This window comes from Algoriphagus chordae (assembly GCF_003254055.1).
In the GTDB taxonomy this organism is placed as follows: domain Bacteria; phylum Bacteroidota; class Bacteroidia; order Cytophagales; family Cyclobacteriaceae; genus Algoriphagus; species Algoriphagus chordae.
Map to the genome: position 1 here is coordinate 154,051 of NZ_QKZT01000009.1, position 23,181 is coordinate 177,231.

Here is a 23,181-nt window from a genome sequence, read left to right on the forward strand (position 1 = left end):
TTATGCTGGTGGCAACATCGGTCACCTGACACCTGACACCTGACAAAATCTAAAAACCATGACACTAAAAATAATCATCACAGGAACAACAGGAATGGTAGGTGAAGGCGTAATGCAGCGCTGTCTGGACAATCCAAAGGTTGAAAAAGTGCTAGCGATTAGTCGAAAGCCGAATGGGCATCAGCATCCCAAACTGGAAGAGCTTATTCATTCCGATTTCATGGATCTTGACAGTATAGAAAGCCAACTGACAGGCTATGATGCCTGTTATTTCTGTGCGGGGATTTCATCCATGGGCATTAGTAAAGAAGATTATGAAAAGATCACTTATGATTTGACGCTGAGTTTTGCTGCTACTCTGGCGAAGCTTAATCCTCAAATGACCTTCACCTATGTGTCCGGACAAGGCACAGATGGTACTGAGCAAGGAAAATCTCATTGGGCTAGAACTAAAGGAAAAACGGAGAATGATCTTCGCAAACTTCCATTCAAGGCTGTTTATGCCTACCGACCAGGAATGATGAAACCATTACCGGGAGCAATTCATGTGATCTCTTACTACAAGTATTTTGCATGGCTCTACCCTATTGGCAGAGCTCTATATTCGAATGCATTCAATACCTTGGCCGAAGTTGGAGATTCAATGTTATTTGTCAGTACAAATGAGTATGACAAATTTATATTGAACGGAAAGGAAATCACTGCTACTGCGGAAAAACTAGTAACATCAAGCAAGTAGTCTTAGTAAATTATTGTTATGTGACTTTACGTAATTCTGCCACTGGCCGAATTGTACAATGTTGGAAGCTCAAAATTTCCTACCGTGGACTATGGACTATTAACTATTGACAATTATCCGCTTTTCAACAGCTTCATTTAAGCTAGTGTCAAAGCAGCGGATAATCACTTAATTATAATTCTTAGTCCAAATTTTTTCCATTTCTGGTATAGGTTGACTATTTTTTGTAATCCTCCCTACCTCTATGAAAAAATTACTACTTCTTCCCTTCCTGATTGTTAGTCTAGTTGCATTTTCTCAATCGCCTTCCAAATCGGCACTTGAAAAACTTACGGAGGATAATTGGCAGCATGGACTGGATCTACTTCAAGAAATAGTCAGCATGCCCAATGATGCCGCTTACCCAGAGCAGATGGCTACTAATATTGCTTGGTGCGAAAAGGTATTCGCTGAAAGAGGCTGGGCTTCTGAAAAACTGGAAACGAAAGGAATTCCCTTACTTCTTGTTAGTAAAAATCAACCTGGAGCTTCAAAAACAGCCCTTTTTTATTTCCACATGGATGGTCAAGCAGTAGATCCAAGTAAATGGAATCAACCAGATCCTTATGCGCCTGTACTCAAAGCACAAAATGCTTCCGGTGATTGGGAAATCCTTCCGATAGCAAATCTAAAGTCTGGATATGAGGAAGATTGGAGGCTTTTTGGACGATCTACTTCGGATGACAAAGGTCCAATTGCAATGTTTCTTACTGGATGGGATGCACTTTTGAAAGCTGGTAATTCACCTAATTATAACATCAAAATCATCTTGGACTTCGAGGAAGAGCAAGGCTCGCCTAATTTGCCAAGTGCAGTATTGAATTATAAAGCGAAACTACAGGCAGATCTCATGCTAATCATGGATGGACCGCGCCACACCAGCAATGAACCTACCTTGAGCTATGGTGCTCGTGGAATATCAGAAATGACACTCACCACTTACGGCCCAAAACTTCCGCAGCATAGTGGGCATTATGGCAATTATGCGCCAAACCCTGCTTTCCTTTTAGCACAGCTCCTAGCCAGTATGAAAGATGAGAATGGTAGAGTGACAATCCCGGGTTATTACGACGGGATCACCTTGACAGATGCCGAAAAATCAATTTTACAGCAAGTTCCTGATGATGAAAAAGCGATTCAGAGAAAATTGGGAATCGGCAGAACTGACGATGTAGGACAGAGCTATCAAGAAAGCATTCAGTATCCCTCGCTGAATATCAGAGGGATGGAGTCCGCCTGGGTGGGAAAAGAAGCCCGAACTATTGTGCCTGCCACTGCACTCGCAAAAATAGATATTAGACTTGTGCCGGAGTCCGACCCCGAGCGACTTTTTGACCTGATAAAAAAACACATCCATGAGCAGGGATTCCATATCATTGATCAAGAGCCAAGCGATGAAGAGCGGCTAAAGTATCCTAAAATCGTCAAAATGAATTATTCCATTTCTTATCAAGCCTTCCGAACGCCGATGGACTCTGAGGTTGGAGCTTGGTTGAGATTGGCTATGAATAGAGCCTTTGGCAGGGATCCTGTGCAAATCCGGATCTCAGGCGGATCCATTCCGATTTCCCCTTTTGTAGATGCCTTGGGTATTCCAGCAGTAACTATCCCGACCGTCAACGCTGATAACAATCAGCACAGTCCAAATGAAAATATCAGGCTAGGAAATTATAAGGAAGGTATTACAACTGTAATGGCAATTCTGACCGAGCAACTTTAAAAATGTGCTAGTAAAATTTTTATACATAAAAATTGATTTTCATAAAATAATCAGTGTAAATTTTACCGTCAGACAATCATTTAACGGCTAAAATTTTTCAAAATGAAAATCAAACATCAATTCTTAGTACTGCTAATTTCTTTGACTTCTGGATGGCAAGCCTTCGCCCAAAGTAATGACAAAACATCTTCTGAAGACAATGTGAACTTGATCATTTCATCTTCAAAACCCTACTCCCTATATCAGGAGAACTCAAGTTTAAACGAGTCCCTTTTGTCTTTCCAAAAAACAGACACTGTACCTGCTAGCCAATCCGTAGGAGAAATCCTACCTGGAGCTTACATTGAAAAAATGGATAAATACCAGATTGCCAAGTTGAGTTTTATCAATGACAACGAGCGGTTTTCCTTGGATCAGGGGAATCAAGATCTTCAAATCTACCCAAATGGCGAAGCGAAAATTCATTTAAATTTGAACTACCGTTTTATTTCTGTAGGAATCAATTATCTACCCAAGTTTATCTCCAGTAACGATGATGATGACCTAAAAGGCAAAACAAAAGCCTTTGGATTAAGTACTGCTTTCAATTTTCAGAACTGGTTTCAGATGGTATCCTATAATCAAACTAGGGGCTATTACTTAGAAAACACGCATGATTTTGAGAATGATTGGAAGAAAGGAGACCCTTATATTCAGTTCCCCGATTTATTATATAGAAATTTCCAAGGCACAACTGGCTATAGTTTCAACTCTAATTTCTCTACCAAATCTCTATTGACAGGAACAGAGAGGCAGCTTAAAAGTGCTGGGAGTTTTATCCCTACGCTGATGTATCGCTATTATTTGGTAGACAATAGGGAAACGCTTACGCAATTCAACTCCACCCAAAAATCAAATAATTTTCAAGTGATCGCATCTGCAGGTTATTACTACAATTTAATCATCAAGCAGAATTTTTATATTTCAGGAGGGGCTTCGGCAGGCTATGGGATTTTAGCTTCAAAAGTAACCACCCGCACAATTAATGAACAGGTGAAAAGCAAGCAAACCGAGGGTGTCTTTCACTATGACTTGAGGGCGGCCGCTGGATATAATGGAGAGCGATTCTTCTCTGGCTTCGTTTTTACTACCGAAAGGAATACCTACAGGCAAGCAAACACTACTGTAATCAACGAAAACTGGCGAGTGTTTGCGGAAGTTTTTGTAGGATATAGATTCCATGCGCCTAAGTTTTTAGAAAATATGGTGGATAAACTACCGATACAATAACAGGTCTATTCTCAGTTAACTTCCTTCAGCTTAAACACTTCAAAGCTCATCAGATCTTCTTCGTTTGCAGGATTATCTGGATGAGAGATTGAGATAAAAAGTCCATCCTTGCTCACAAAGGAATTTGCAGGGAAGTAGGTATTATCTGGCATCAGCGTTTCCCCCAACACATTTAAGTCTTTATCTAAAATCATCACTGAGAACTTTCGTGGAAATCTTCTCAGTTGATCGATTTCTTCTTCATTTTGGACTTCTACTTTGGGGAAAACAAAGCGGTAAAAAACTCCTCGGTATTTATCATACAAAATGCGCTCGTAGCGATCTGAGGCAAGCACATATTTCATGGTTTTAAATCGGCCGGTGGCATCATGAAAACTAGGAAAATGCTGATCCACGTACTGACTTTTTGCATTTACCGTCTTTATACTATTCCCTTCCAAATCGGTCACATACAAGTTATGATCAGCAACTAGGGAATAAACCAATTTTTCTCCATCAGTCGCCATACTAAAATCCAAGAGTTTTGGCCCAGATTCATTATATCCTTTTGGCCAGGTAATAGGCAAGAGTTCTACTTCTGAACGCTTCAAATCAATCGTATAGCTTAGTTTTTTGGAGGCAAGTGTGTCATCTGAGATTTCTCTTAAGTCTGCTTCGAATTTGGTGTTTACCAGCAACTTATTTCCACTTACAATAGGCGTGTAATTGTAGTGGGCGTTATGTACAAATGCACCCGTATATAACAGTGGTGGTTTGTAGGAATAATTTACTTTGATTTTTGCGCTTGTGTCCGTCAGATGAAGATTGCGCATGGGATACCCAAACAGGAAAATACTGTCCATAGTCTGCACATGGATTCCCGAAATATATTCGACTCCCTCTGGCCCTTCCAGATCAAAAACCATCCGCTTCTCCATTTTCCTGGATTCAAGATTATACAGCTGAATCTCGTTGTTGGTTTGATTTACATTGAATAACCAGCTGCCATTTTCGTCCTGATAAGGCACTAAACCAGCGCTTACATTTGAAGTCTGACTATCGATTGGCAGGGAAATCAACTGCCCATCAGACACCAATTCCTGTGGTGTAGTAATACTTTCCGATTCTGAGCCACAGCTTTGCAAAAAGCCCAGACTTCCAAAAAGCAGGAATAAAAAGACATTATTGTTTCTCATGCACTTAATTTAAAAGTTTCAGTTTATAATAAATCACAAAGTCTTCTTCCACACCAAAATAATCCTGATTCTTTAGCGCCAATATCTCTTCCTCTTCAGTTAATATTGTAGTAAATACTAAACCCGATGGCACAGGTATTTCATTCTGGATTAAGTGAAACTCACTATCGAAAACTGCAACAAAATACTTGCTAAGCTTTTCTAATTCTCTTTGGCCATCTGGTTCATCGCGGTCGATTTCCCGAGTCAACTCTTCCGAAATTCCCTTGGTATAAATCACGAATGTTTTATCGTTTGATTTATAGATTTCCCGAATTGTACCCGGAAAATTATTTTTGGTTATTGAATTATACACCTCTTCTTGTTCGAAGAGAACACCTATAGGTTTGACCACATCATGCACCTCCAGACTCACTTCTTTATCAAAAACAACTTCTCCTCCCTCTTCTCTATAAACCCAGAATTTCATTTCGTTTCTAAAATACAAAAGCCATTCTTTTCCAGATTGAATTACAGTTGGATACATCCATAAGTATAAATTACCATCGCTGTACATAGAATTGGGAGGGAATGGCATAGTCTCTCGACTGACATTAGTAAGAGTATCGAATACTTGTAGAATTGGCTGACCATAAATCCCTTCGAATATACTTGTCAATGATTCGTCTGTAACGATCTCAGGACGTTCAGGACGGATAAATGCAATCTCATCTCCCAACGGGTAAATTGCGTCACCAGACAATACGCTTACATAGAAGTAATCATACGGCAACTTATACTGCCAAATTCTATTTCCATTAAAGTCGTATCTAAAAAAGCCCTGATTCGCTAGTTGAAATTCTATCTTCTCATCTCTCAATCCAATTGGGTTTAACCATCCATTCAATGCGTAAGGTCCATCAGTAGGAAAGTCGAGAGTTGATTTTGTCAGCCCATTTCTATCTAAGATCATGAATTCCATATCGCGATTTCCTCTGGCCAAATAACTTTGACTAGCTGAATCGAAATCTATCATCCACAAATCTCCCAAGTAATCAATCCTGATAGAATCGATAATCTCAAGATGAAAATCAGCAGGCTCGCTTAGACTATCGGTACTTTTTTGACTACAAGAAATATTAACTAGAACTATTGCAAAAGAGAGTATAAGTCTTTTCATCCCTAAAGATAAATAGCTGAAACTAACCCTCTAAGTTAAATTACCTTAACTCAGGCTTTCGAAATAATATTGAACACAAAGGCTCTATACTTGAGCAAAGCCACGAATATCGCTCCGCCAAATGCATTACCCATCAGAGCCGTACTTTGGAATGAAACATAATCCCAAAGAGAAATATTCGGTGAGCTCAGCATCCCCGAGAACACCTCCACACTACCGATAATACTGTGATGCAATCCTGTAAATGACATCACTGCGGTGATCATAAATATCATTACGATTCTACTAATGGTATCTCGCGATGAAGCTAGCAACCAAGAAAGCAAGCCCATCAGCCATCCTGCCACAATAGCACTTACGAAGATCACAGGGGTCGTAGAATGAAGTACATGCTCGGCAATCGTCACCACTACTTCTTTGGTGAAAATCCCCAGATGTGGACCTAGCCAAAGCAAAATCCCAGAGATCATGTAACCGCCTACTAAATTTCCAGCGATCACTATTCCCCATAGCTTCAGCATGCTCCCAATAGTTCTTTTATTGTTCAGAACAGGAAGTGTCAACAAGGCAGTTTGTTCCGTGAACAAGATACTTTGTCCCAAAACCACCAAGATAAAACCCAGTGGATATACCAATGCGACAAGCCGGATAAGGGAGCTATCTTCTACTTTCCCAATCAAAAAAAAGTAAAGAGTACAAATCATCAAATAACTAAAGCCAATCTCTAGACCGGCCGTCAGCGAACTGGTAAAAATACTATGGGGGCTTTTGTCATAGGTTTCTTGTGCATCATTGATCTGATCACGAAGAATTTCACCATGTGTTTTAGCGCTGTCTATTCCCTTTGCACTAGGCTTTTTGAGCTCCTTATCAATATCCCGCTGCTTATCTGCCTCGAGCTGTTCCTCAGTTTTCTCCTTTTTCCAAGCCATTCATTCGCTGATTTTAACTTTAACTAGCCAGCAAGTTAGTTTAATCAGGATGGTTTTTGAGTAAAAAGTATGAACTATGATAAAAGGAATTACAAACCATAAAAAATCAATTGGTTGTTCTGCAAGCAGATAAAATATTAAACTCAAAGCGTTTATCGTCTTGCAAAATATCAAAAAAACCCTTCATATAGTTAGCCATATATTTCACCTCCCTTTCAGGAACCAAATGCTTCAAATCCTCCAATTCAGCATACATAATTGATTCCTTCATCAAAAATTCGCTTCGGATAGCATTCATCAATTGCTCATCCCTACAATAGCCTCGATATAGCCGCTCGCTGACAGATTCTATATCTACTAGATTACTAACCTGCGCATATGGAGGCGAAACCATGCCCGTCATATCAAAATCATAAGCCAGCGGAACCACGGTTTTATTATCCAGTTTCAGGATTTTGACATTATGCTGATACAGACTCGACCAGTCAGTATTACCTATCATGTATTGAAACAAATCATGTCTTACTGCGGCGGAGTCTTCCAAAAAAGTCCCAGCTATCTTTATGTTTTCCAAAATCTCTCCATCAAATCGATCTGCAACCTTGTCATCATCCTCTATCAAAAAACCTAGTAATTGCTCGGATTCACCCTTTTTATCATCTTCATTCTCAAAGGTAATTTGAATCAAGCGGGTATTGAATGTGTACTTACTCACTTCCTCATACAATTGATAGCACAGAAATTCCTTCACCACATAGGAATCTGCATTTTTATTATTGGAGCAGGGAAACACCATTTTCAAGTTCCTGCTTCCATCAAAAAGATTACCCTTCCCCTCCTTCTTTTTGAGTCGCAGGCGAATAGGCGGATAGTAACAATTTTCCTTACGGAAATTTCCACGTACACGTAGCCCCACATCCAAGGTATCGAGCTTACCCTCAGGATTTTTGTAAACCAGGAAAGAATCCATGAAAGTAGAGTCATTGGTCTCCGCACGTAGTTTCTTAATAGAAAACTTCATATTGATTTCCAAGATTTCCTCCGAATCAAACAACAGCTCTTCTTGCTGCGCAAAGACAGAAAAAGATAAAAAAACAATAGTGCAAAGACAGGGTAAAAACTTATTCATGTTCTAGCTAGTTAAACGCAAAAAAATCCAACAAAATGAAGTCGATGTGATTATTTCAATCTAATCAACCTAATTTAAGGATTATAAGCTATAAACTTTTAGGAACGGAATATTAATATTTCAACCCTTGGAACAGACATCCTGTTGTTCTAAAGATCAGTCAATCTCACATTCTTGAATTCCACCTCTGCTCCTTCTGCTTGTAAGGCAATTCTTCCTCGGGTAGCCGTGGCATTAAACCCATCATTGACCAAGTCGCCATTCAGCCAAACAGTTACTTTATCAGCATTGCAGACAATCTTGATATGATTCCATTCACCTAGTGGCTTTTCAGAATCATCCGTCAAATTCAAAATCCTTCTTTTCTTCTTCCCATTCACTCCCCACTCTTCTTTGGGACCACGTCTTGCCACCATATCCTCCACTTCAATATTCTGCTCAATACACCAGAAATCACCCGCATTGCTATGCATGAGTTGTACTTCTATCGACTTGGGAAACATATCGTACAACGCTCTTGGGGTAGAAGCATGCACTAGAATCCCACAATTGCCTGGCTTCCCTGCGAATCTATAGTCAAGCTCCAGCGTGTAATTGTCATACTCAGCATCTGTGATTAAATGTCCTTGTGGAGTTCCCAAACTCACCAAAAGCCCATCCCGAATAATAAATGGAATGCGCAAGGAGCTATCTGCTTCCAAGTCAGGAATGTCCATATGCCAGCCATCCAGACTTTTTCCATCGTAGAGATTGATGGTTTGACTTTGGGCGAAAAAAGTAAATAAGACTAAGAGTAACAATAAGGTAATTCTTCTCATAATTTTGGGGTAGCGTTAAATGATCTATAAGCTAACAAGAATCTACACAGCGATCACCTCTCACTTATTACTTTTTACAATTTTCTGGGATTGAAAACTACATTTCAATAGACATAAGTCTGATCCCGCTAGCTAAACGCGATTGCGCCAAAAACTGTGACTGATCATTGCGACTTAAAACTGAAAGTTCAACCGCATTTCGTTCTATAGGAACGGCTGGTTTGTAGCAAAATGAATATATAAAGCTCCATCGTTCCGGAGGAACGGCTGGTGATATGACCTCACCATTCGTTCCTATGGAACGAGGAAATAAACGATACTCAATAAGCTACAAACCAGTTGTCCCGCTGGGACAAACTCTTCATTTTAACCAAGTTTAGAATGATTGGAAAGTCTATGAATTCAATTCACCATCGGTCCCCATATCGGGATCGGACCAAAATCTGTGACTGATTACTGCTACTGAACACTGAAAGTTCAACCGAATTTCGTTCCATAGGAACGGCTGGTTTGTAGCAAAATGAAGATATAAAGCACCATCGTTCCGGAGGAACGGCTGGTAAAATGACCCCACCATTCGTCCCTACGGAACGAAAAAATAGACAACCTTCAATCAGCTACAAACCAGTTGTCCCGCTGGGACAAAAAGCTTCATTTCAGCCCAGTCAAGATGAATTAAATAGTCTAGGAATTCTATTCACCATCAAACCCGATAGTAGGATTGCATCAAAACCTGTGACTGATCACTGCGACTGAAAACTGAAAGTTCAACCGCATTTCGTTCTATAGGAACGGCTGGTTTGTAGCAAAATGAAGATATAAAGCACCATCGTTCCGTAGGAACGTCTGGTGATATTACCCCACCATTCGTTCCTACGGAACGAGAAAATAGACAACCTTCAATCAGCTACAGACCAGTTGTCCCGCTGGGACAAAAAGCTTCATTTTAGCCCAGTCAAGATGGATTAGAGAGTCTAAGAATTCTATTCACCAGTCCCGAAAGGAAGATTGCGCCAAAAACTGCGACTGAAAACTGCGACTGAACACTGGAACTTCAACCGAATTTCGTTCCGTAGGAACCGCTGATTTGTAGCAAGATGAATATATAAAGCACCATCGTTACGTAGGAACGGCTGGTAAAATGACCCCACCATTCGTTCCTATGGAACGAGGAAATAAACGACACTCAATAAGCTACAAACCAGTTGTCCCGCTGGGACAAAATCTTCATTTTAACCAAGTTTAGAATGATTGGAAAGTCTATGAATTCAATTCACCATCGGTCCCCATATCGGGATCGGACCAAAATCTGTGACTGATTACTGCGACTGAACACTGCGACTGAACACTGCGACTGAACACTGCGACTGAACACTAAAAATCACCTCACCCTCGCTTCCCAAATCCTCATAAAAAGCATATGCGCCATTCTTCGTGCATGTTCCTTAGCATATTCCGAGTTTTCTCCTTCAAAGTATTTATCCAAAGTCTGAAACCAGAGTGCCAGCCAGTTTCCAAAATGTGCTTGCTCTATGCTATTATCTACTTCCGCATCTACTTTTCTATGCACCTTCACGGGATTGAATTTCCCAGCACCTGGTCCGCTTTGTAGCAAGATCATTTCCCAGAAATCACTCAAATGGATCAAATGCGTATCCCAATCTTTGATCACTCCATTGAAAATCGGCCCCAGAGTTTCATGATTCCTAACCTGATCATAAAATCTCCTCACCAAAAAATCAACTTCCTTACGCGATTTTATATCAATCTTATCCATGGTACTTATTTTAAAATAGGTGCTAGCACTTCCAATTTACCATCAATATTCTCCGGAACAGGAAGACCGAGTATCCTACATATCAATGGATACACATGGATGTTCTGAAAAGTTTCAATTTCCAAGCCTGACTTAAATGCAGGCCCGTTGGCATAGAAGATTGCATGCATATCCTTGTAGGCAGGACTAAAACCATGCTCACCAAACATATCGGTATCCAACCTATGCATATTGTCCTTCATTCGCGTAATAGTCGTCTCCCAAGCCAAATAATAGTCGCGGTCAGGAATAATCAGAATATCACCAATCCTGTCCTTATACATCAAGTCCTGATAATTTTCCTTGTCATCCACATCTGTGATATGTATGGGCAAATCAGATTTCTCTAAGGTTTTTATCACCTGTTCTTTATCGGTAGGATCTTCCAAATACAAATGAGCCAAGGCTCCATTATTCACAATTCTGGCAGGTATCCCCTTGGTCAAGTCTGTCAAATTAAGGTATTGATCAGGCTTAATATCCATCATGCCATGATCAGAAACTATGATCACATTGATATCCAAGTCATAGCTTTTCAGCCCTTCGAAAAGAGCGCCAAGCTCATGATCAAGTCTCGTTAAGGTTTCTGAAAGCTTTTCATCATTGCTAGGCCCATAGCGATGGCCTGTATCATCCATATCAGAGAAATACATGGTTATCAATCTTGGACGCTCTTCAGCAGGAAGCTCCAGCCATTTGAAAACCTCAGTTACTCTAGTCAAATTACTAACTTTACCATCATAATCATGGTAATAAGATGGGCGAATACCCTGCACATCTGCTTCTGATCCCACAAAGAAATAACTCGCAGCTACCATGTCATTTTGCTCTGCTAGCACCCATAGTGGTGTTCCCCCATACCAAGTCCCATCCTGCACAATTTCAGTTTTACCAATGGCATAAGTCAGATCCTTCTCAGGGTCATAAAAAGAATTACCTACCAAACCATGATGCTCAGGCTTTAGCCCTGTAGCGATGGTATAGTGATTAGGGAAAGTCTTGCTAGGAAAGGAAGGCATCATGCTTTCAGCTTCAACCCCTTCGGCTATAAACCGCGAAAGATTTTCGGGTTTGAACCTCTCCACATAGTCATATCTGAAACCATCCAGAGAAATCAAGATTACGATCGGTTCTTTTTTTTCTTGGGAAAAAGCAAGACTAGGAAATGCTAAAACAGCTAGTAGCAGTAGGGAAGAGAATCTTTTCATGAGATAAGCTTTCCACAAAAATACCTGCTGGCGTAATGGCAAGCAATCCAAACGTCACTTATAACAGATTGGTAAAACCTGAATACGGCTTCATTCATTATTTCTTAAAATAAGCATGATCCTCAAGCCAGTCTTTCAATCGATCTGGCCAGTGATTGATACTTACAAACTCGGAGCGAAAACCCATATTAAAAGCATGCTCATCCTTGGAAAACAAATGCATTTCCACATCTGCACCTGCTTTGCGATAAGCTAGCATCGTGTCCACAATGGTACTGGAGCAACATTCATCCTTATTTGCTGCGACAAGAAATACAGGCGGCGCATCAGCTTCTACAGTCGTAGGAGTGCCCAAAGGCCCCGGATAAACTTGAATTTGGAAATTAGGCTGTGCGGAAAAGTGCTCTATAAGATCCTCAGAACCTGCATTTCCAGGATTAGCATCGTAAGCTACCCAGTTGACCACCTCACCACCTGCAGAGAAACCCATGACCCCAATACGATCAGAATCTATCCCCCAGTTCTCAGCATTGGAGCGCACCAATCGCATAGCTCTAGTGACATCCTGAGTCGGATGCGCTTCGGTATAAGGAGAATCCTCTTCTCTAAAAAGCCTGTATTTCAACACGCCAACTGTCACCCCAAGCTCATTAAGAAACTTGGCTGGCGCGACTCCTTCTCCATTGAAACCCAGATTTCTGAAACCTCCACCTGGGCAAACAAGAATAAAGCTACCGTTTGGTTTCTCTGGTTTAAACAGCGTGATACTTGGATTGTGAATATTCCTCACCCACCAGTCCTGAGCGAGCTCAGGCTCATCTTTTCTATCTTCAAAACCTGGCGCTCCATTTTCCCAGAGAAATATTTTCTCTCCACTTTCTTGAGCGAAAACTAGGCTGGGCAAAACCAGAATTAGGCAAAACAGAAAATTCCTCATGGCGATTTTAGCTTGTATAGACTTAGTTGATTTTACACTTAAAAAAGAGCATCTACAAACTACCACTTTTCTGTGATATCAATATCAATTCCAGCCTCTACCTCCACACAATCGGGAATATTTTCCCAGACAAAAACTCAAAAAACACGCTCCACAGCTCAATATAGACATGGTATATGAATTGAAACTAGGAAGAGCATCAAACAAAACAATGTATATGAACTCGAGTAACAAATTTATAATCGCAGCACTTCTCAGCGCCACTACCCTAGGTGCCGTGAGTTGTAAATCAAGTAATGCCGTAAAAGGCGGAGCAATCGGCGGTGCGGCTGGTGGAGTCCTAGGCGGTGTAATCGCAGGTAAAGACAACACTGCAGTTGGTGTACTGATAGGTTCAGCCATCGGTGGATCTGCAGGGGCAGTTATCGGCAATCAAATGGATAAAGCTGCAGAAGAACTTCAACGTGATCTTGAAGGCGCCACAGTAGAGCGTGTAGGCGAAGGAATAAAAATCACCTTTGACTCAGGTCTAATGTTCCCGGTGGACAAATCAGAATTGAGTGCAGTATCTAAGGAGAATTTGACCGAGCTAGCTGCAACCTTGAAAAAATATGATGAGACCAATATCCTTGTCGAAGGTCATACCGATAATACTGGTGCGGAAGATTACAACATGGATCTTTCTAGGAAAAGAGCCTATTCTGTTGAAGATTTTCTGACATCAAATGGAATTGCAAAAAACAGGATGGAAATCACTGCCTATGGCGAAATGCAACCAACTGCGGGCAATGACACAGATGCTGGCCGTCAGCAAAACAGAAGAGTGGAAGTGGCAATCTACGCAAATAAGAAAATGCAAAAAATGGCTGAACGAGGCGAACTGGGAGACGAGTAACATCCCCAGTAGCCCTATTTATAGATCCGAAAGGTGGCCGATGTGGTCACCTTTTTTGATTTAATCATTTCCCCAATGCTAAATCCTTACTAGAATTTTATACTTTTTATCCATCATATTATTCCTTAAACCTATGCAACGATGAAATTTTTTAGCCTTTGTCCCACTTTTAGGGGATTTGCAGGCTGTCAGGGAGTTGTTTTTCTAAGTTTTATTGATTGGCTGGCTCATTCAACAAATTCAGATAATAATTCATCCGCTCCTCATTGCCTAGTGACTTATTGATTAGGTACAAATTACCAAGAGCGGCTCGACTTGACCCATATTCCAAGGCTTTCTCGAGAACTGTCAAAGCCTCCCGTTCTTTTCGCTGTGCGAGCAGTACAGAACCCAAGTTCATATAGGCAGTAAATGGATCTTCTGGATTAGCCATCGTTGCTTCACGGTAGTAGCGTTCAGAGGCAGGATAATTTTTATCTTTGAGAAAAGCAATCGTACCTAGATTAGTCAGTACTACAGAATTATTTGGATTGACCTCATAAGCTAACAGAAATTGCTTTTTGGCAGCTATGGTATCCCTGGTCTCAATTAGAGATTTGCCATAAGCGGCGTTATAAGTTGGGAATTTCTCGGCACCTCCATAGGCTTCAAAACCCGATTCACACTTAGCGTATTTCTCCACTGCGGCAGCATAATCCTTTCGTTGAAAAGCACCATTTGCTTCAGACATTGCAAAAAGAAAACTGGTTTCTTCTACCGATCTGCCTGTGGAATCGCTTACCTGGTACTGCATGGCTTTTTCCAAATTCCCAGCCTCAGAATAGAGGTATGAAAGGGTTGTTTTCGTCCCAGCATCATCTTTATATTCCAAGGCCTTTTCTAGCATAGCAATCGCCTTGACATTCTCCCCTTTCTTCATATAAGTCAATCCCAGATTCTTATAATTCGGGAAATACTCCGGCCTTTGAGCTTTCAAACTTTTCAAATAATACTCCTCAGCCTTATCAAAATCGCCATTTTCATAATTGATCATGGCTAGTTTAAACCAGCCGAAGTAGGCTGTAGGATTTTTCTTGACACTTTCCTCCAAAACCTGGATGGCACAAGTGCTATCACCATAGCCTAACAACACCTCTCCTAAGGCATTGAGGTATTGAGACACCGCATTGTTTTTGCCCAATATCTCATTAGAAAGATCGAATTCTTGGATTGCTTCAGCGAAATAAGCCTTAGCAGAATCCGTAGACGTTTTCTCTATTGTCTTTGCTTTCAACCTCAACTCCTCGGCGTACATCACATGAGTTCTCCAGCTTTTTGGAGCAGTCTCAATACCGGATTTGGACAAGGTCAAATTACTTTGCCATACTTTTGATCGGTCGATAGTTTTGTAGGAAAAAGCTAGAATGATTGGCAAAAGCACTAGTACCATGATCATTTGAAGTTTTGCTGGCTGATACTTTTGAACCAAAACATACAAGCCATAAACGATCAGAAAGCAAAATGCAAGCGAAGGAATAAATTGAAACCGCTCCCCCAGATTGGAACCAATAATCAGGGAATTAGTAAGGTTGGCAAAAATCGAAAAGCTCGCTAGATAAAACAGTATTCCAAAGCTAAACAGACTTCTATTCTTGAAACCTCGATAGGCAAAATATATCATCACAGCAAAAAACAACAAACTCAACCAAACCAAAGGACTCTTGAAGGTCTGTACATCCAGCTGCGCAAAAGAATAATCCCAACTCAATGGATGCGGAAAAATCAAAAGTTTGATGTATTCCAGATAAATATAAAGGTTGGTAGCAAAGCGTTCTCCTCCACTTAGCCCATATAATATAGAGTTGATTTTTGAATCGTAGGTAGTACTTGCACTATCCAAGATCACAGCCCTAATCAGCAAATAAACAATCGCCGGCACCACAAATGGCAAGGTAGCTTTGAGTGATTCCCAAACAGATTTCTTTTGAAAGAAATATGCAATCAGCGCCACCAAAGCCATTAGTGTCAGCGTCTCTTCCTTAGAAATCAAGGACATAAAAAAAAGAAAACCCACTAACACCAGTCGTGGTATAGTCATTTTGTTTTCAGCATTTATCCATGTCAAAATGGCTGAGAAGGCAAATAAAGAAGCCAGTAAGGTATCACGGCTTTTCACAGAAGCCACCACTTCAGTATGAATAGGATGTGTAGCGTAAAGGAGTAAAATAAGCAAGGGGACCAGGATTGGTAGGTTTTTGCGAGTGGTAAGTTTCTCCAAGATCAGCCCAAGAACCACCAATAAACCAGCATACAGTAGCACATTCAGGATATGCCCATTTCCACCTTTGAACTCTCCAAAAATCTGATATTCGACCGCAAAGGTTAACAGGGTGAAGGGTCGATAAATACTGGTGTTGACCGGATTGATCTGAATGAAATTCATGGAACCATACTTGAAGAGTTCAGTCCATTCTTCCAGACCTTTCTGCGTCACTCCATTGAAATAAGCATAAATCCCATCATCCCCAGAGTATCCGTAGTTGTAGGTTTGCGCATAAAGTAAAGCTCCAAATAAGGCAATTAAGAGAATCCAAAAAATTGGTTTTTGCTTCATATAGTAGTTTCCTGAATTAAAAAATGAAAATAGGGATAAAATTTTTAACCCGCCAAAAGAGGAGAATGAGAGTCTTCTATTTCGGCACAATAGCCATTTCTATTTGAAATCAATTCGCATCAAAAAGTCAGTCTGCATTTCATCTCCAAAAGGAAAACCATGTGAACTAAATATGCTCAAGCCATGCTTTTCATAGAATTTGATCGCTTTCTTATTCTTTTCCCAGACACCCAACCAAAGGTATTTTTTCTTATTCAGCTTCGCAAAATTGATTGTATGGTTTAGCATCACCTTCCCTAAGCCTAAGCCAATATATTTTCCCAAAAGATATAGCCTAGCCACTTCCATACTTGAGTTATCATGTAGATCCGTCTGTGCAGGGACAAAATTCACCTTAGAATATCCAGCAAGCTCTCCATCCACTTCCAAAAGAAAAAACACAGAGGCTGGACTCTCCATTTCCTCCAAAAACTGCTCTTCTGTAAAAGCCTCGTCGAGGTAAGAATTCACGTTTTCAATTTTATTTCCTTCGGTAAAGGCCTCGACAAATGCGATCCTAGCCATTTCTACCAAAGAATTTAAATCCGAGAAATTGGCTTTTCTGATCAAATAGGACATGCTGTAAACTAATAATTTTAAAAAAACCCCTCTGGAGTCACTCAAATTCCCCGCAAAGCTAAGTTGTATTCCCTTCTTTAGCTTGAATCCGGATCTTTTCTTCAAAGAAATAAACTGTAAAGGATTTCAACACAATATGGACCAAGGCCAAAAGACAAATCAACCACTGCATAAAAAATTAATTTAGCATTTCTTGAAATACCTCCCGACATTTCGGATTGGGAAGCGTATAGGCTACCATATGCTAAGCGTAAAGAAACATTGCCTTAAACGACTGGTCAGCCTATCTTCCAAAACAGTAAACTTATAATGGGACAACAATTCAAGTATTTCGGCCAAGATCTAAAACGAATGTTGGGGAAATACAAAATCAGAATTCTTCACATCTGGCTAAGTAGAGCCTTTTGGGGCATTTTTCTTTATCGTTTAGAACGCAGTTTATTCTTGTTAATGGGAAGGCCCTATGAAATCATACGCGTAATTTTTATTCCAATTTATAATTTATTACAGGCCTATTCCAACATGGATTTGAATTACAAATCCGACATCAAAGGGGGATTACTAGTGCTTCATCCAGCTATGGGTGTGGTTGTATCAGGCTATGCTATTATAGGTGAGAATTTGACTCTAACTGGCGGGAATGTAATAGGTGGAAAGGCAGGATGTGGCCCCGGAGATATTCAGGTCGGAAATAATTGTGAAATGGGTGCTAATGCTGTCATAATAGGCCCTCTCAAACTAGGGAATTCGATTAATATTGGAGCTTCTGCATGTGTGATCAGAGACTGTTTGGAGGACAATGCATTGCTAATTGGAGTTCCTGCCAAAGTTTTAAGCCAAAGGAAAGCGGAACAATAAAACCCGTATTTGCGCTCAGACTGGCATTTTACTGCACTGAGGATCCTAAAAGCTGCTGAATCTTCAATTCTATTGAATCCGATTCCTGCCTTGCCTGCTCCATAGGTAATCCTTCCGCAAGTCCTGGACGCAAATGGCCTGTAGCTCTAAGCCAAGCATCTCGAAGTATCGCTTGTTGCTTTGAAATTAAATCCAGGATTTCTTCACCACTAGCAAAAGAAGCTATCGCCTCATGGATATCTGCAAAGTCTCTGACTTCTGATTCTCCTAGACCAAGTAAGATTTCCTTTGCCATCAACCAATGCCCTACTTCTCCTGGATGTACGCCATCTTTCGCTAAGTAAAAAGCAGAATCTAAAACTCGCTGATCTTCCAAATACTTTCTCATCGGCCAGTGGATATCTATCACCTTCCACTGCTCAGTATAGCTGCGAGATAGCAACCAATCCGAATAATTATCCAACACATTAGCATAAGCAGCTCCCTTCTTTGGATCATAGATTGGTGGCGTCAGGTAAATCGCTTCCGCATCAATTTCTGAAATCTTGCCCGCCAGCCAGTTGATCCCATCTTTGTACTTTTGAAATCGCTCCTCATCCAATGGCAGGTAAATCCCATCATTCATACCATAATTCACAAAAACTAAATCAGGCTTAAGTTGCTCAAACACCCGGTCCAAGCGCTCATGCAGATCTGGTCTAGGGAAAGCACCACCTGCATGATTCTCCTCAGATAGTCCAGAAACTGTCTCAGATGGCAAACCCACATTGATCCAGTCTAGATCAGAATCCGGATGCTTCAATCTATAATAAGTCTCCACGTAGCTGATGTATTGACCGGCATAAGTGATGCTATTCCCCAAAAAGACGATTCTATGCACATCCGCTGGGATCTTATAATCTTCCTGAGAAAAAGCAGAAAATCTGGATACTACCAGAAGTAAAAAAACGAGCACAAGTCTGATCATGAGGAGAATTTTGGTATAAAACATGTATTAAATCTCAAGTTAAACAGATTATACTAGGCTTAGGCAAAATCTCCACTCCTGAAATATTCATTTGTGCACATCGCCGGCGTAGCCTATCTTCACTTTCAATTGCCATAGATCGGCACTAGGTTACATAAATTTTCAATAAAAGAAATGGCTTCAGGATTATTTGCATTGCTCGATGATATCGCTACCCTAATGGATGACGTGGCAGTAATGAGTAAAGTGGCAGCGAAAAAAACAGCCGCAATATTGGGCGATGATTTGGCTGTAAATGCAGAAAAAGCCTCAGGCTTCGTCTCCAATCGTGAAATCCCTGTGCTTTGGGCGATCACCAAAGGCTCACTTCTTAATAAGGCCATCATTTTGCCTTTTGCTTTTTTGCTCAGTGCGTTTGTCCCCGTAGCAATCACCTACATCCTTTTGCTCGGAGGTCTTTACCTCGCGTATGAAGGTGCTGAGAAAATCTACGAATACATAGTGCCACATAAGCATCATAATGATGTAAGCCTAGCAAATAATCTTACCGAGGATCAGATACTTGCCAAAGAGAAAGAAAAAATAAAATCAGCCATAGTGACGGATTTTATTTTATCAGTGGAGATCATAATTATAACACTAGGCACTGTAGTAGGCGAACCTATGCTAGAACAAATCCTAGTGGTATCCGCAATCTCTATGCTTGCTACCATAGGTGTTTATGGCATAGTCGCATTAATCGTTCGCATGGATGAATTTGGGTACAAATTGATTGCGCTAAATGAACGAAAAGACAGCTTCTCTGATAAAGTAGGACTACTGCTCGTCAATGCACTTCCCAAAATCATCAAGGGAATGGGCTTTATCGGAACCATCGCCTTGCTGCTGGTCTCTGGTGGAATCTTCGTTCACAACATTGGTTTCATGCACCACCTTTTCCCATCAATTCCAGGTATCATCACGGAATTCCTAGTCGGATTAGTCATTGGTTTTATTGTCTGGGGAATTATTGAGTTGGGAAAAAAGCTCTTCAAAAAGAAATAGGCAGGGTTTTAATATTAGTCTTTATGTATATCCGCTTTTCTACCAGTAAAGAGGGAAAAGCAATCAAGGATATGTTAAAACATATAATTGAGGCCACTTCGGTCTTCGGTCTTCCGACTAGATAAGCAAAGAATCTAAGGCGACTGGCACCATTGCGGATACTAATCCCAAACAGCTTATGGACATTTTGCTGAGTATTCTTGATGCTTGTGATTATCTTATACTTTTCAACCAAAGTATAATAGATGAAAACTCCCTACCGCTACATACCCATACTTATCCCGATGATTCTTTCATCTTTCGCTATCCTGGCACAAGGGAAGAAAGCTGAAGGTACTGCTCATGCTTTTTCTGCCGACTACCAAAAGCCTGTATTTCAGTCTGACCAGCGAGCAGAGAAGGTTAAAGAAATCTCACCGGAACTAGAAGCTCTGATGGCTAAGTACGCCAAGGATAACCATATCCCCGGAATTGCCTATGGCATAGTGGTGGACAACGAATTGATCATCGCCTCAGCTACTGGATTGCTCGATGTAGCTAAAAACACCCCAGCCAAAACGACTTCTGCCTTCAGAATTGCCTCGATGACGAAGAGCTTCACTGCGATGGCGATCATAAAACTCCGAGACGAAGGAAAACTTGCACTTAATGATCCTGTTGCCAAGTACATCCCTGAGATGGCAAAATTGCAATACCTCACTGAAGATGCCCCGATCATTGATATAGAAAATCTCTTGACCATGACCGCTGGATTTCCAGAAGATAATCCCTGGGGAGATCGACAACTTGACGAGCCCGACCAGATGCTCCTGAATATGATCGAGATAGGAATTTCTTTTGCCAATGCTCCTTCTATGCAATACGAATACAGCAATACTGGCTATGCTATCTTAGGTCACATCGTTTCTAAAGTTTCCGGCCAATCGTACCAAGAATACATCACGGAGAATATTTTGCTGCCTCTGGGAATGTCTCATACTTATTGGGAAATAGACGATGCTCCTCAACATGAACTGGCTATCGGCTACCGCTGGGAGGATGAACAATGGAAGCTGGAACCAATGCTTCATGACGGAGCTTTTGGCGCGATGGGTGGTTTGATTACTTCTATTGAGGATTTCAGCAAGTACGTGAGCCTGCATCTTTCAGCTTGGCCAGCTAGAAATGGAGCAGAAACTGGCCCGATCAAACGTAGTTCTCTGAGGGAAATGCAAACACCACAATTTCCTCGACTAAACTCAAATGGCGACTGTGCTATTATGAGCGGCTATGGTTATGGACTGGGAATTTATCAAAACTGCAACGGAACCAAATGGGTCTCTCACGGTGGCGCCTTGCCAGGATTTGGCAGCAATTACCGATTCTTCCCTGAGTTTGGAATTGGGATTATGGCCTTTTGCAACCTGACTTATACTACGCCTTGGCCACTTGCCGAGATTGAGGCTTTACTTTATGAAAAAGGCATCATGAAGCCGAGAGAATTACCCGTTTCCGATATTTTAGAAAAGCGAAAAAATCAGTTGGTAATTCTAATTCAAACAGGTAACAAGGGACTAGAAGAATCTATTTTGGCTGAAAACTTCTTCCTCGACAGCTCGAAAGAACATCGCTATGCTGAATACAAAACTATTTTGGCACAAGTCGGAGAAATCAAAAATATCACCGATCTAAAACCTAACAATCAACTTCGTGGCAGCTTTACAATGGAAGGTGAAAATGGCAATGTGGAAATTTTCTTTACGCTGACCCCTGAGAAAGATCCGAAGGTTCAGCAGCTCGATATAAACTTCAAAGAGAAGGAGTAGCGTGGATTCAATCCGACTTCTATTATTACACGAAAGCTATACACTAAATAAATTATATTTTTTCATCACCTTGACAAACTTCGGCAAGCTAAGTAACCCACCTAGGTGTCTCCCGCCACATACAATATTGCTAGATCGGTGGCCGAGCTTGCCGAGGCCATTTGGCAAACAACATGATATTGGAAGAATAGCGCAGAAATACTCAGTCTTTTTACCATAGATCAAAAAATATCCATGTATATACATTTATTTTCTAAACACTGAACTTTACGGTGCTTGACGTGTTTAGTGTCTATTGCTTCTGAGTGAAAGCTTAGGACTTTGAAAACTGAACCAACATTTTATGCAAGTATTAGAAAATTTGAATTGGCGATATGCCACCAAATCAATGAACGGAATTCCCGTTCCACAAGAAAAAGTAGATTATATCCTTGATGCAATTAGACTTTCCGCTTCATCTTCTGGATTACAGCCATATGAGATTTTGGTGATTACTGATCAGGAAGTAAAGGAAAAAATCAAGCCTATTGCTTGGAATCAGAGCCAAATCACCGATGCATCACATGTGCTAGTATTTGCCGCATGGGACAATTACACTGAGGACAGAATCAATAGCGTGTTCAAATACAATAACGCTCAAAGAAACTTACCTGATTCTGCAACTGACGCGTACCGCGAAAAACTTTTAGGAATGTATGCGGCAAAAACTGCAGAGGAAAACTTCAATCACGCAGCCAAGCAAGCATATATCGCATTAGGAACCGCATTGATCGCCGCAGCTGAACAAGAAGTTGACTCCACTCCTATGGAAGGTTTTGACCCGGCTGCATTGGATGAGATTTTGGATCTGAAATCCAAAGGACTTCGAAGTGTAGTGGTGCTACCGCTTGGCTACAGAAATGAAGAAGGCGACTGGTTGGTGAATATGAAAAAAGTACGTACTCCAAAAGAGAAATTTGTAACAGTTGTCTAACTGAGGCAAATTCCATAGATACAAAGCGGATTGGGTTAGCACTCAATTCGCTTTTTTATTTTCTGCCTGAAATTCGGTATTAATTCACAACAAAGTAAAATTGATCAGGCAAAACTAATTTGTTAGAAATAATTATTAGTTTTAGATAAGTTAAAATTATTAAAAATGTGATATTATCTGAAAACTTTTTGCTGTGTGAATATAATAGAGAAGGAAGCAGCATGTTTTATATTGGAAATAGAAACAAAGATTTCTCTGTGAATATATCAGATGGTTTTTTAATCGAGGATGAAGAGGTTGTAACGCTAATACCATTTGATTTGTCAAAGGATCAATTCTATTTTATTAAAACCTATGTTTCTCTGAGGTATCAGAAGAAGAATTAAATCCAATCCTTGGGATAGTTTCTCTTTAAGCGAAATACCAAGTCTGAAATCTGACAAATAAGATCCGAAGGATTGAGACCATTCATAACCCTCGGCATAGC

The 23,181-nt window shown here is 40.6% G+C and carries 19 protein-coding genes; 8 read left to right on the forward strand and 11 right to left on the reverse strand.

The genetic code is table 11. The features are described from left to right. Positions 1–58: 58 nt before the first annotated feature. The 3 genes from LV85_RS11680 (at position 59) to LV85_RS11690 (ending at position 3,767) form a co-directional block, all read left to right on the forward strand. Positions 59–739: an NAD-dependent epimerase/dehydratase family protein gene (locus tag LV85_RS11680; protein WP_111319589.1), complete on the forward strand. Its 681-nt coding sequence runs from the start codon at positions 59–61 to the stop codon at positions 737–739. 244 nt (positions 740–983) lie between these two features. Further along, a complete protein-coding gene (locus LV85_RS11685) occupies positions 984–2,498 on the forward strand; it encodes a M20/M25/M40 family metallo-hydrolase (protein ID WP_111319591.1) in 1,515 nt (504 codons plus the stop codon). A gap of 102 nt (positions 2,499–2,600) precedes the next feature. Next, complete coding sequence (locus tag LV85_RS11690; protein WP_111319592.1) at positions 2,601–3,767, forward strand: DUF4421 domain-containing protein; 1,167 nt, start codon at positions 2,601–2,603, stop codon at positions 3,765–3,767. 11 nt (positions 3,768–3,778) lie between these two features. Here LV85_RS11690 and LV85_RS11695 read toward each other — a convergent pair whose 3' ends face one another. The 8 genes from LV85_RS11695 to LV85_RS11730 form a co-directional block, all read right to left on the reverse strand. Beyond that, positions 3,779–4,942: a DUF4221 family protein gene (locus tag LV85_RS11695; protein WP_111319593.1), complete on the reverse strand. Its 1,164-nt coding sequence runs from the start codon at positions 4,940–4,942 to the stop codon at positions 3,779–3,781. A 4-nt stretch (positions 4,943–4,946) separates the two neighbouring features. After that, entirely contained in the window at positions 4,947–6,101 is a 1,155-nt protein-coding gene (locus LV85_RS11700) for a hypothetical protein (RefSeq protein WP_111319594.1), read from the reverse strand. 50 nt (positions 6,102–6,151) lie between these two features. Next, positions 6,152–7,033, reverse strand: coding sequence for a formate/nitrite transporter family protein (locus tag LV85_RS11705; RefSeq protein WP_111319596.1), 882 nt, complete (start codon positions 7,031–7,033; stop codon positions 6,152–6,154). Positions 7,034–7,139: 106 nt separating this feature from the next. Beyond that, positions 7,140–8,162: a hypothetical protein gene (locus tag LV85_RS11710; RefSeq protein ID WP_111319598.1), complete on the reverse strand. Its 1,023-nt coding sequence runs from the start codon at positions 8,160–8,162 to the stop codon at positions 7,140–7,142. A 149-nt stretch (positions 8,163–8,311) separates the two neighbouring features. Then, on the reverse strand, positions 8,312–8,980 hold the full coding sequence (locus LV85_RS11715; RefSeq protein WP_111319600.1) for a 3-keto-disaccharide hydrolase: 669 nt from the start codon (positions 8,978–8,980) through the stop codon (positions 8,312–8,314). 1,381 nt (positions 8,981–10,361) lie between these two features. Next, entirely contained in the window at positions 10,362–10,757 is a 396-nt protein-coding gene (locus LV85_RS11720; protein ID WP_111319602.1) for a group III truncated hemoglobin, read from the reverse strand. Between the two features lie 5 nt (positions 10,758–10,762). Next, positions 10,763–12,004: an alkaline phosphatase family protein gene (locus LV85_RS11725; RefSeq protein WP_111319604.1), complete on the reverse strand. Its 1,242-nt coding sequence runs from the start codon at positions 12,002–12,004 to the stop codon at positions 10,763–10,765. A gap of 97 nt (positions 12,005–12,101) precedes the next feature. Beyond that, the gene (locus tag LV85_RS11730; RefSeq protein WP_111319606.1) at positions 12,102–12,941 is read right to left on the reverse strand and encodes an alpha/beta hydrolase; all 840 of its coding nucleotides are present in this window, start codon (positions 12,939–12,941) and stop codon (positions 12,102–12,104) included. 217 nt (positions 12,942–13,158) lie between these two features. Here LV85_RS11730 and LV85_RS11735 point away from each other — a divergent pair, with 217 nt between their 5' ends. After that, positions 13,159–13,836 (forward strand): OmpA family protein, encoded by a 678-nt coding sequence (locus LV85_RS11735; protein ID WP_111319729.1) that lies wholly within the window; start codon positions 13,159–13,161, stop codon positions 13,834–13,836. Positions 13,837–14,047: 211 nt separating this feature from the next. Here LV85_RS11735 and LV85_RS11740 read toward each other — a convergent pair whose 3' ends face one another. Together LV85_RS11740 and LV85_RS11745 are read right to left on the reverse strand one after the other, a co-directional pair. Continuing rightward, the gene (locus LV85_RS11740; protein ID WP_111319608.1) at positions 14,048–16,429 is read right to left on the reverse strand and encodes a tetratricopeptide repeat protein; all 2,382 of its coding nucleotides are present in this window, start codon (positions 16,427–16,429) and stop codon (positions 14,048–14,050) included. Positions 16,430–16,528: 99 nt separating this feature from the next. After that, complete coding sequence (locus LV85_RS11745) at positions 16,529–17,047, reverse strand: GNAT family N-acetyltransferase (RefSeq protein WP_111319610.1); 519 nt, start codon at positions 17,045–17,047, stop codon at positions 16,529–16,531. Between the two features lie 309 nt (positions 17,048–17,356). On the opposite strand from LV85_RS11745, the gene LV85_RS11750 reads away from it, so the two are divergent. After that, positions 17,357–17,905, forward strand: coding sequence for an LbetaH domain-containing protein (locus tag LV85_RS11750; protein WP_111319612.1), 549 nt, complete (start codon positions 17,357–17,359; stop codon positions 17,903–17,905). Between the two features lie 28 nt (positions 17,906–17,933). Here the strand turns inward: LV85_RS11750 and LV85_RS11755 are convergent, their stop codons facing one another. Next, complete coding sequence (locus tag LV85_RS11755) at positions 17,934–18,872, reverse strand: SGNH/GDSL hydrolase family protein (RefSeq protein ID WP_111319731.1); 939 nt, start codon at positions 18,870–18,872, stop codon at positions 17,934–17,936. Positions 18,873–19,046: 174 nt separating this feature from the next. Here LV85_RS11755 and LV85_RS11760 point away from each other — a divergent pair, with 174 nt between their 5' ends. The 3 genes from LV85_RS11760 to LV85_RS11770 all read left to right on the forward strand — a co-directional run bounded on the left by LV85_RS11760 (position 19,047) and on the right by LV85_RS11770 (position 22,694). After that, the gene (locus tag LV85_RS11760; RefSeq protein WP_111319614.1) at positions 19,047–19,916 is read left to right on the forward strand and encodes a DUF808 domain-containing protein; all 870 of its coding nucleotides are present in this window, start codon (positions 19,047–19,049) and stop codon (positions 19,914–19,916) included. A gap of 245 nt (positions 19,917–20,161) precedes the next feature. After that, complete coding sequence (locus tag LV85_RS11765; protein WP_111319616.1) at positions 20,162–21,721, forward strand: serine hydrolase domain-containing protein; 1,560 nt, start codon at positions 20,162–20,164, stop codon at positions 21,719–21,721. A gap of 343 nt (positions 21,722–22,064) precedes the next feature. Continuing rightward, entirely contained in the window at positions 22,065–22,694 is a 630-nt protein-coding gene (locus LV85_RS11770; RefSeq protein ID WP_111319618.1) for an NAD(P)H-dependent oxidoreductase, read from the forward strand. Positions 22,695–23,181: the final 487 nt, after the last annotated feature.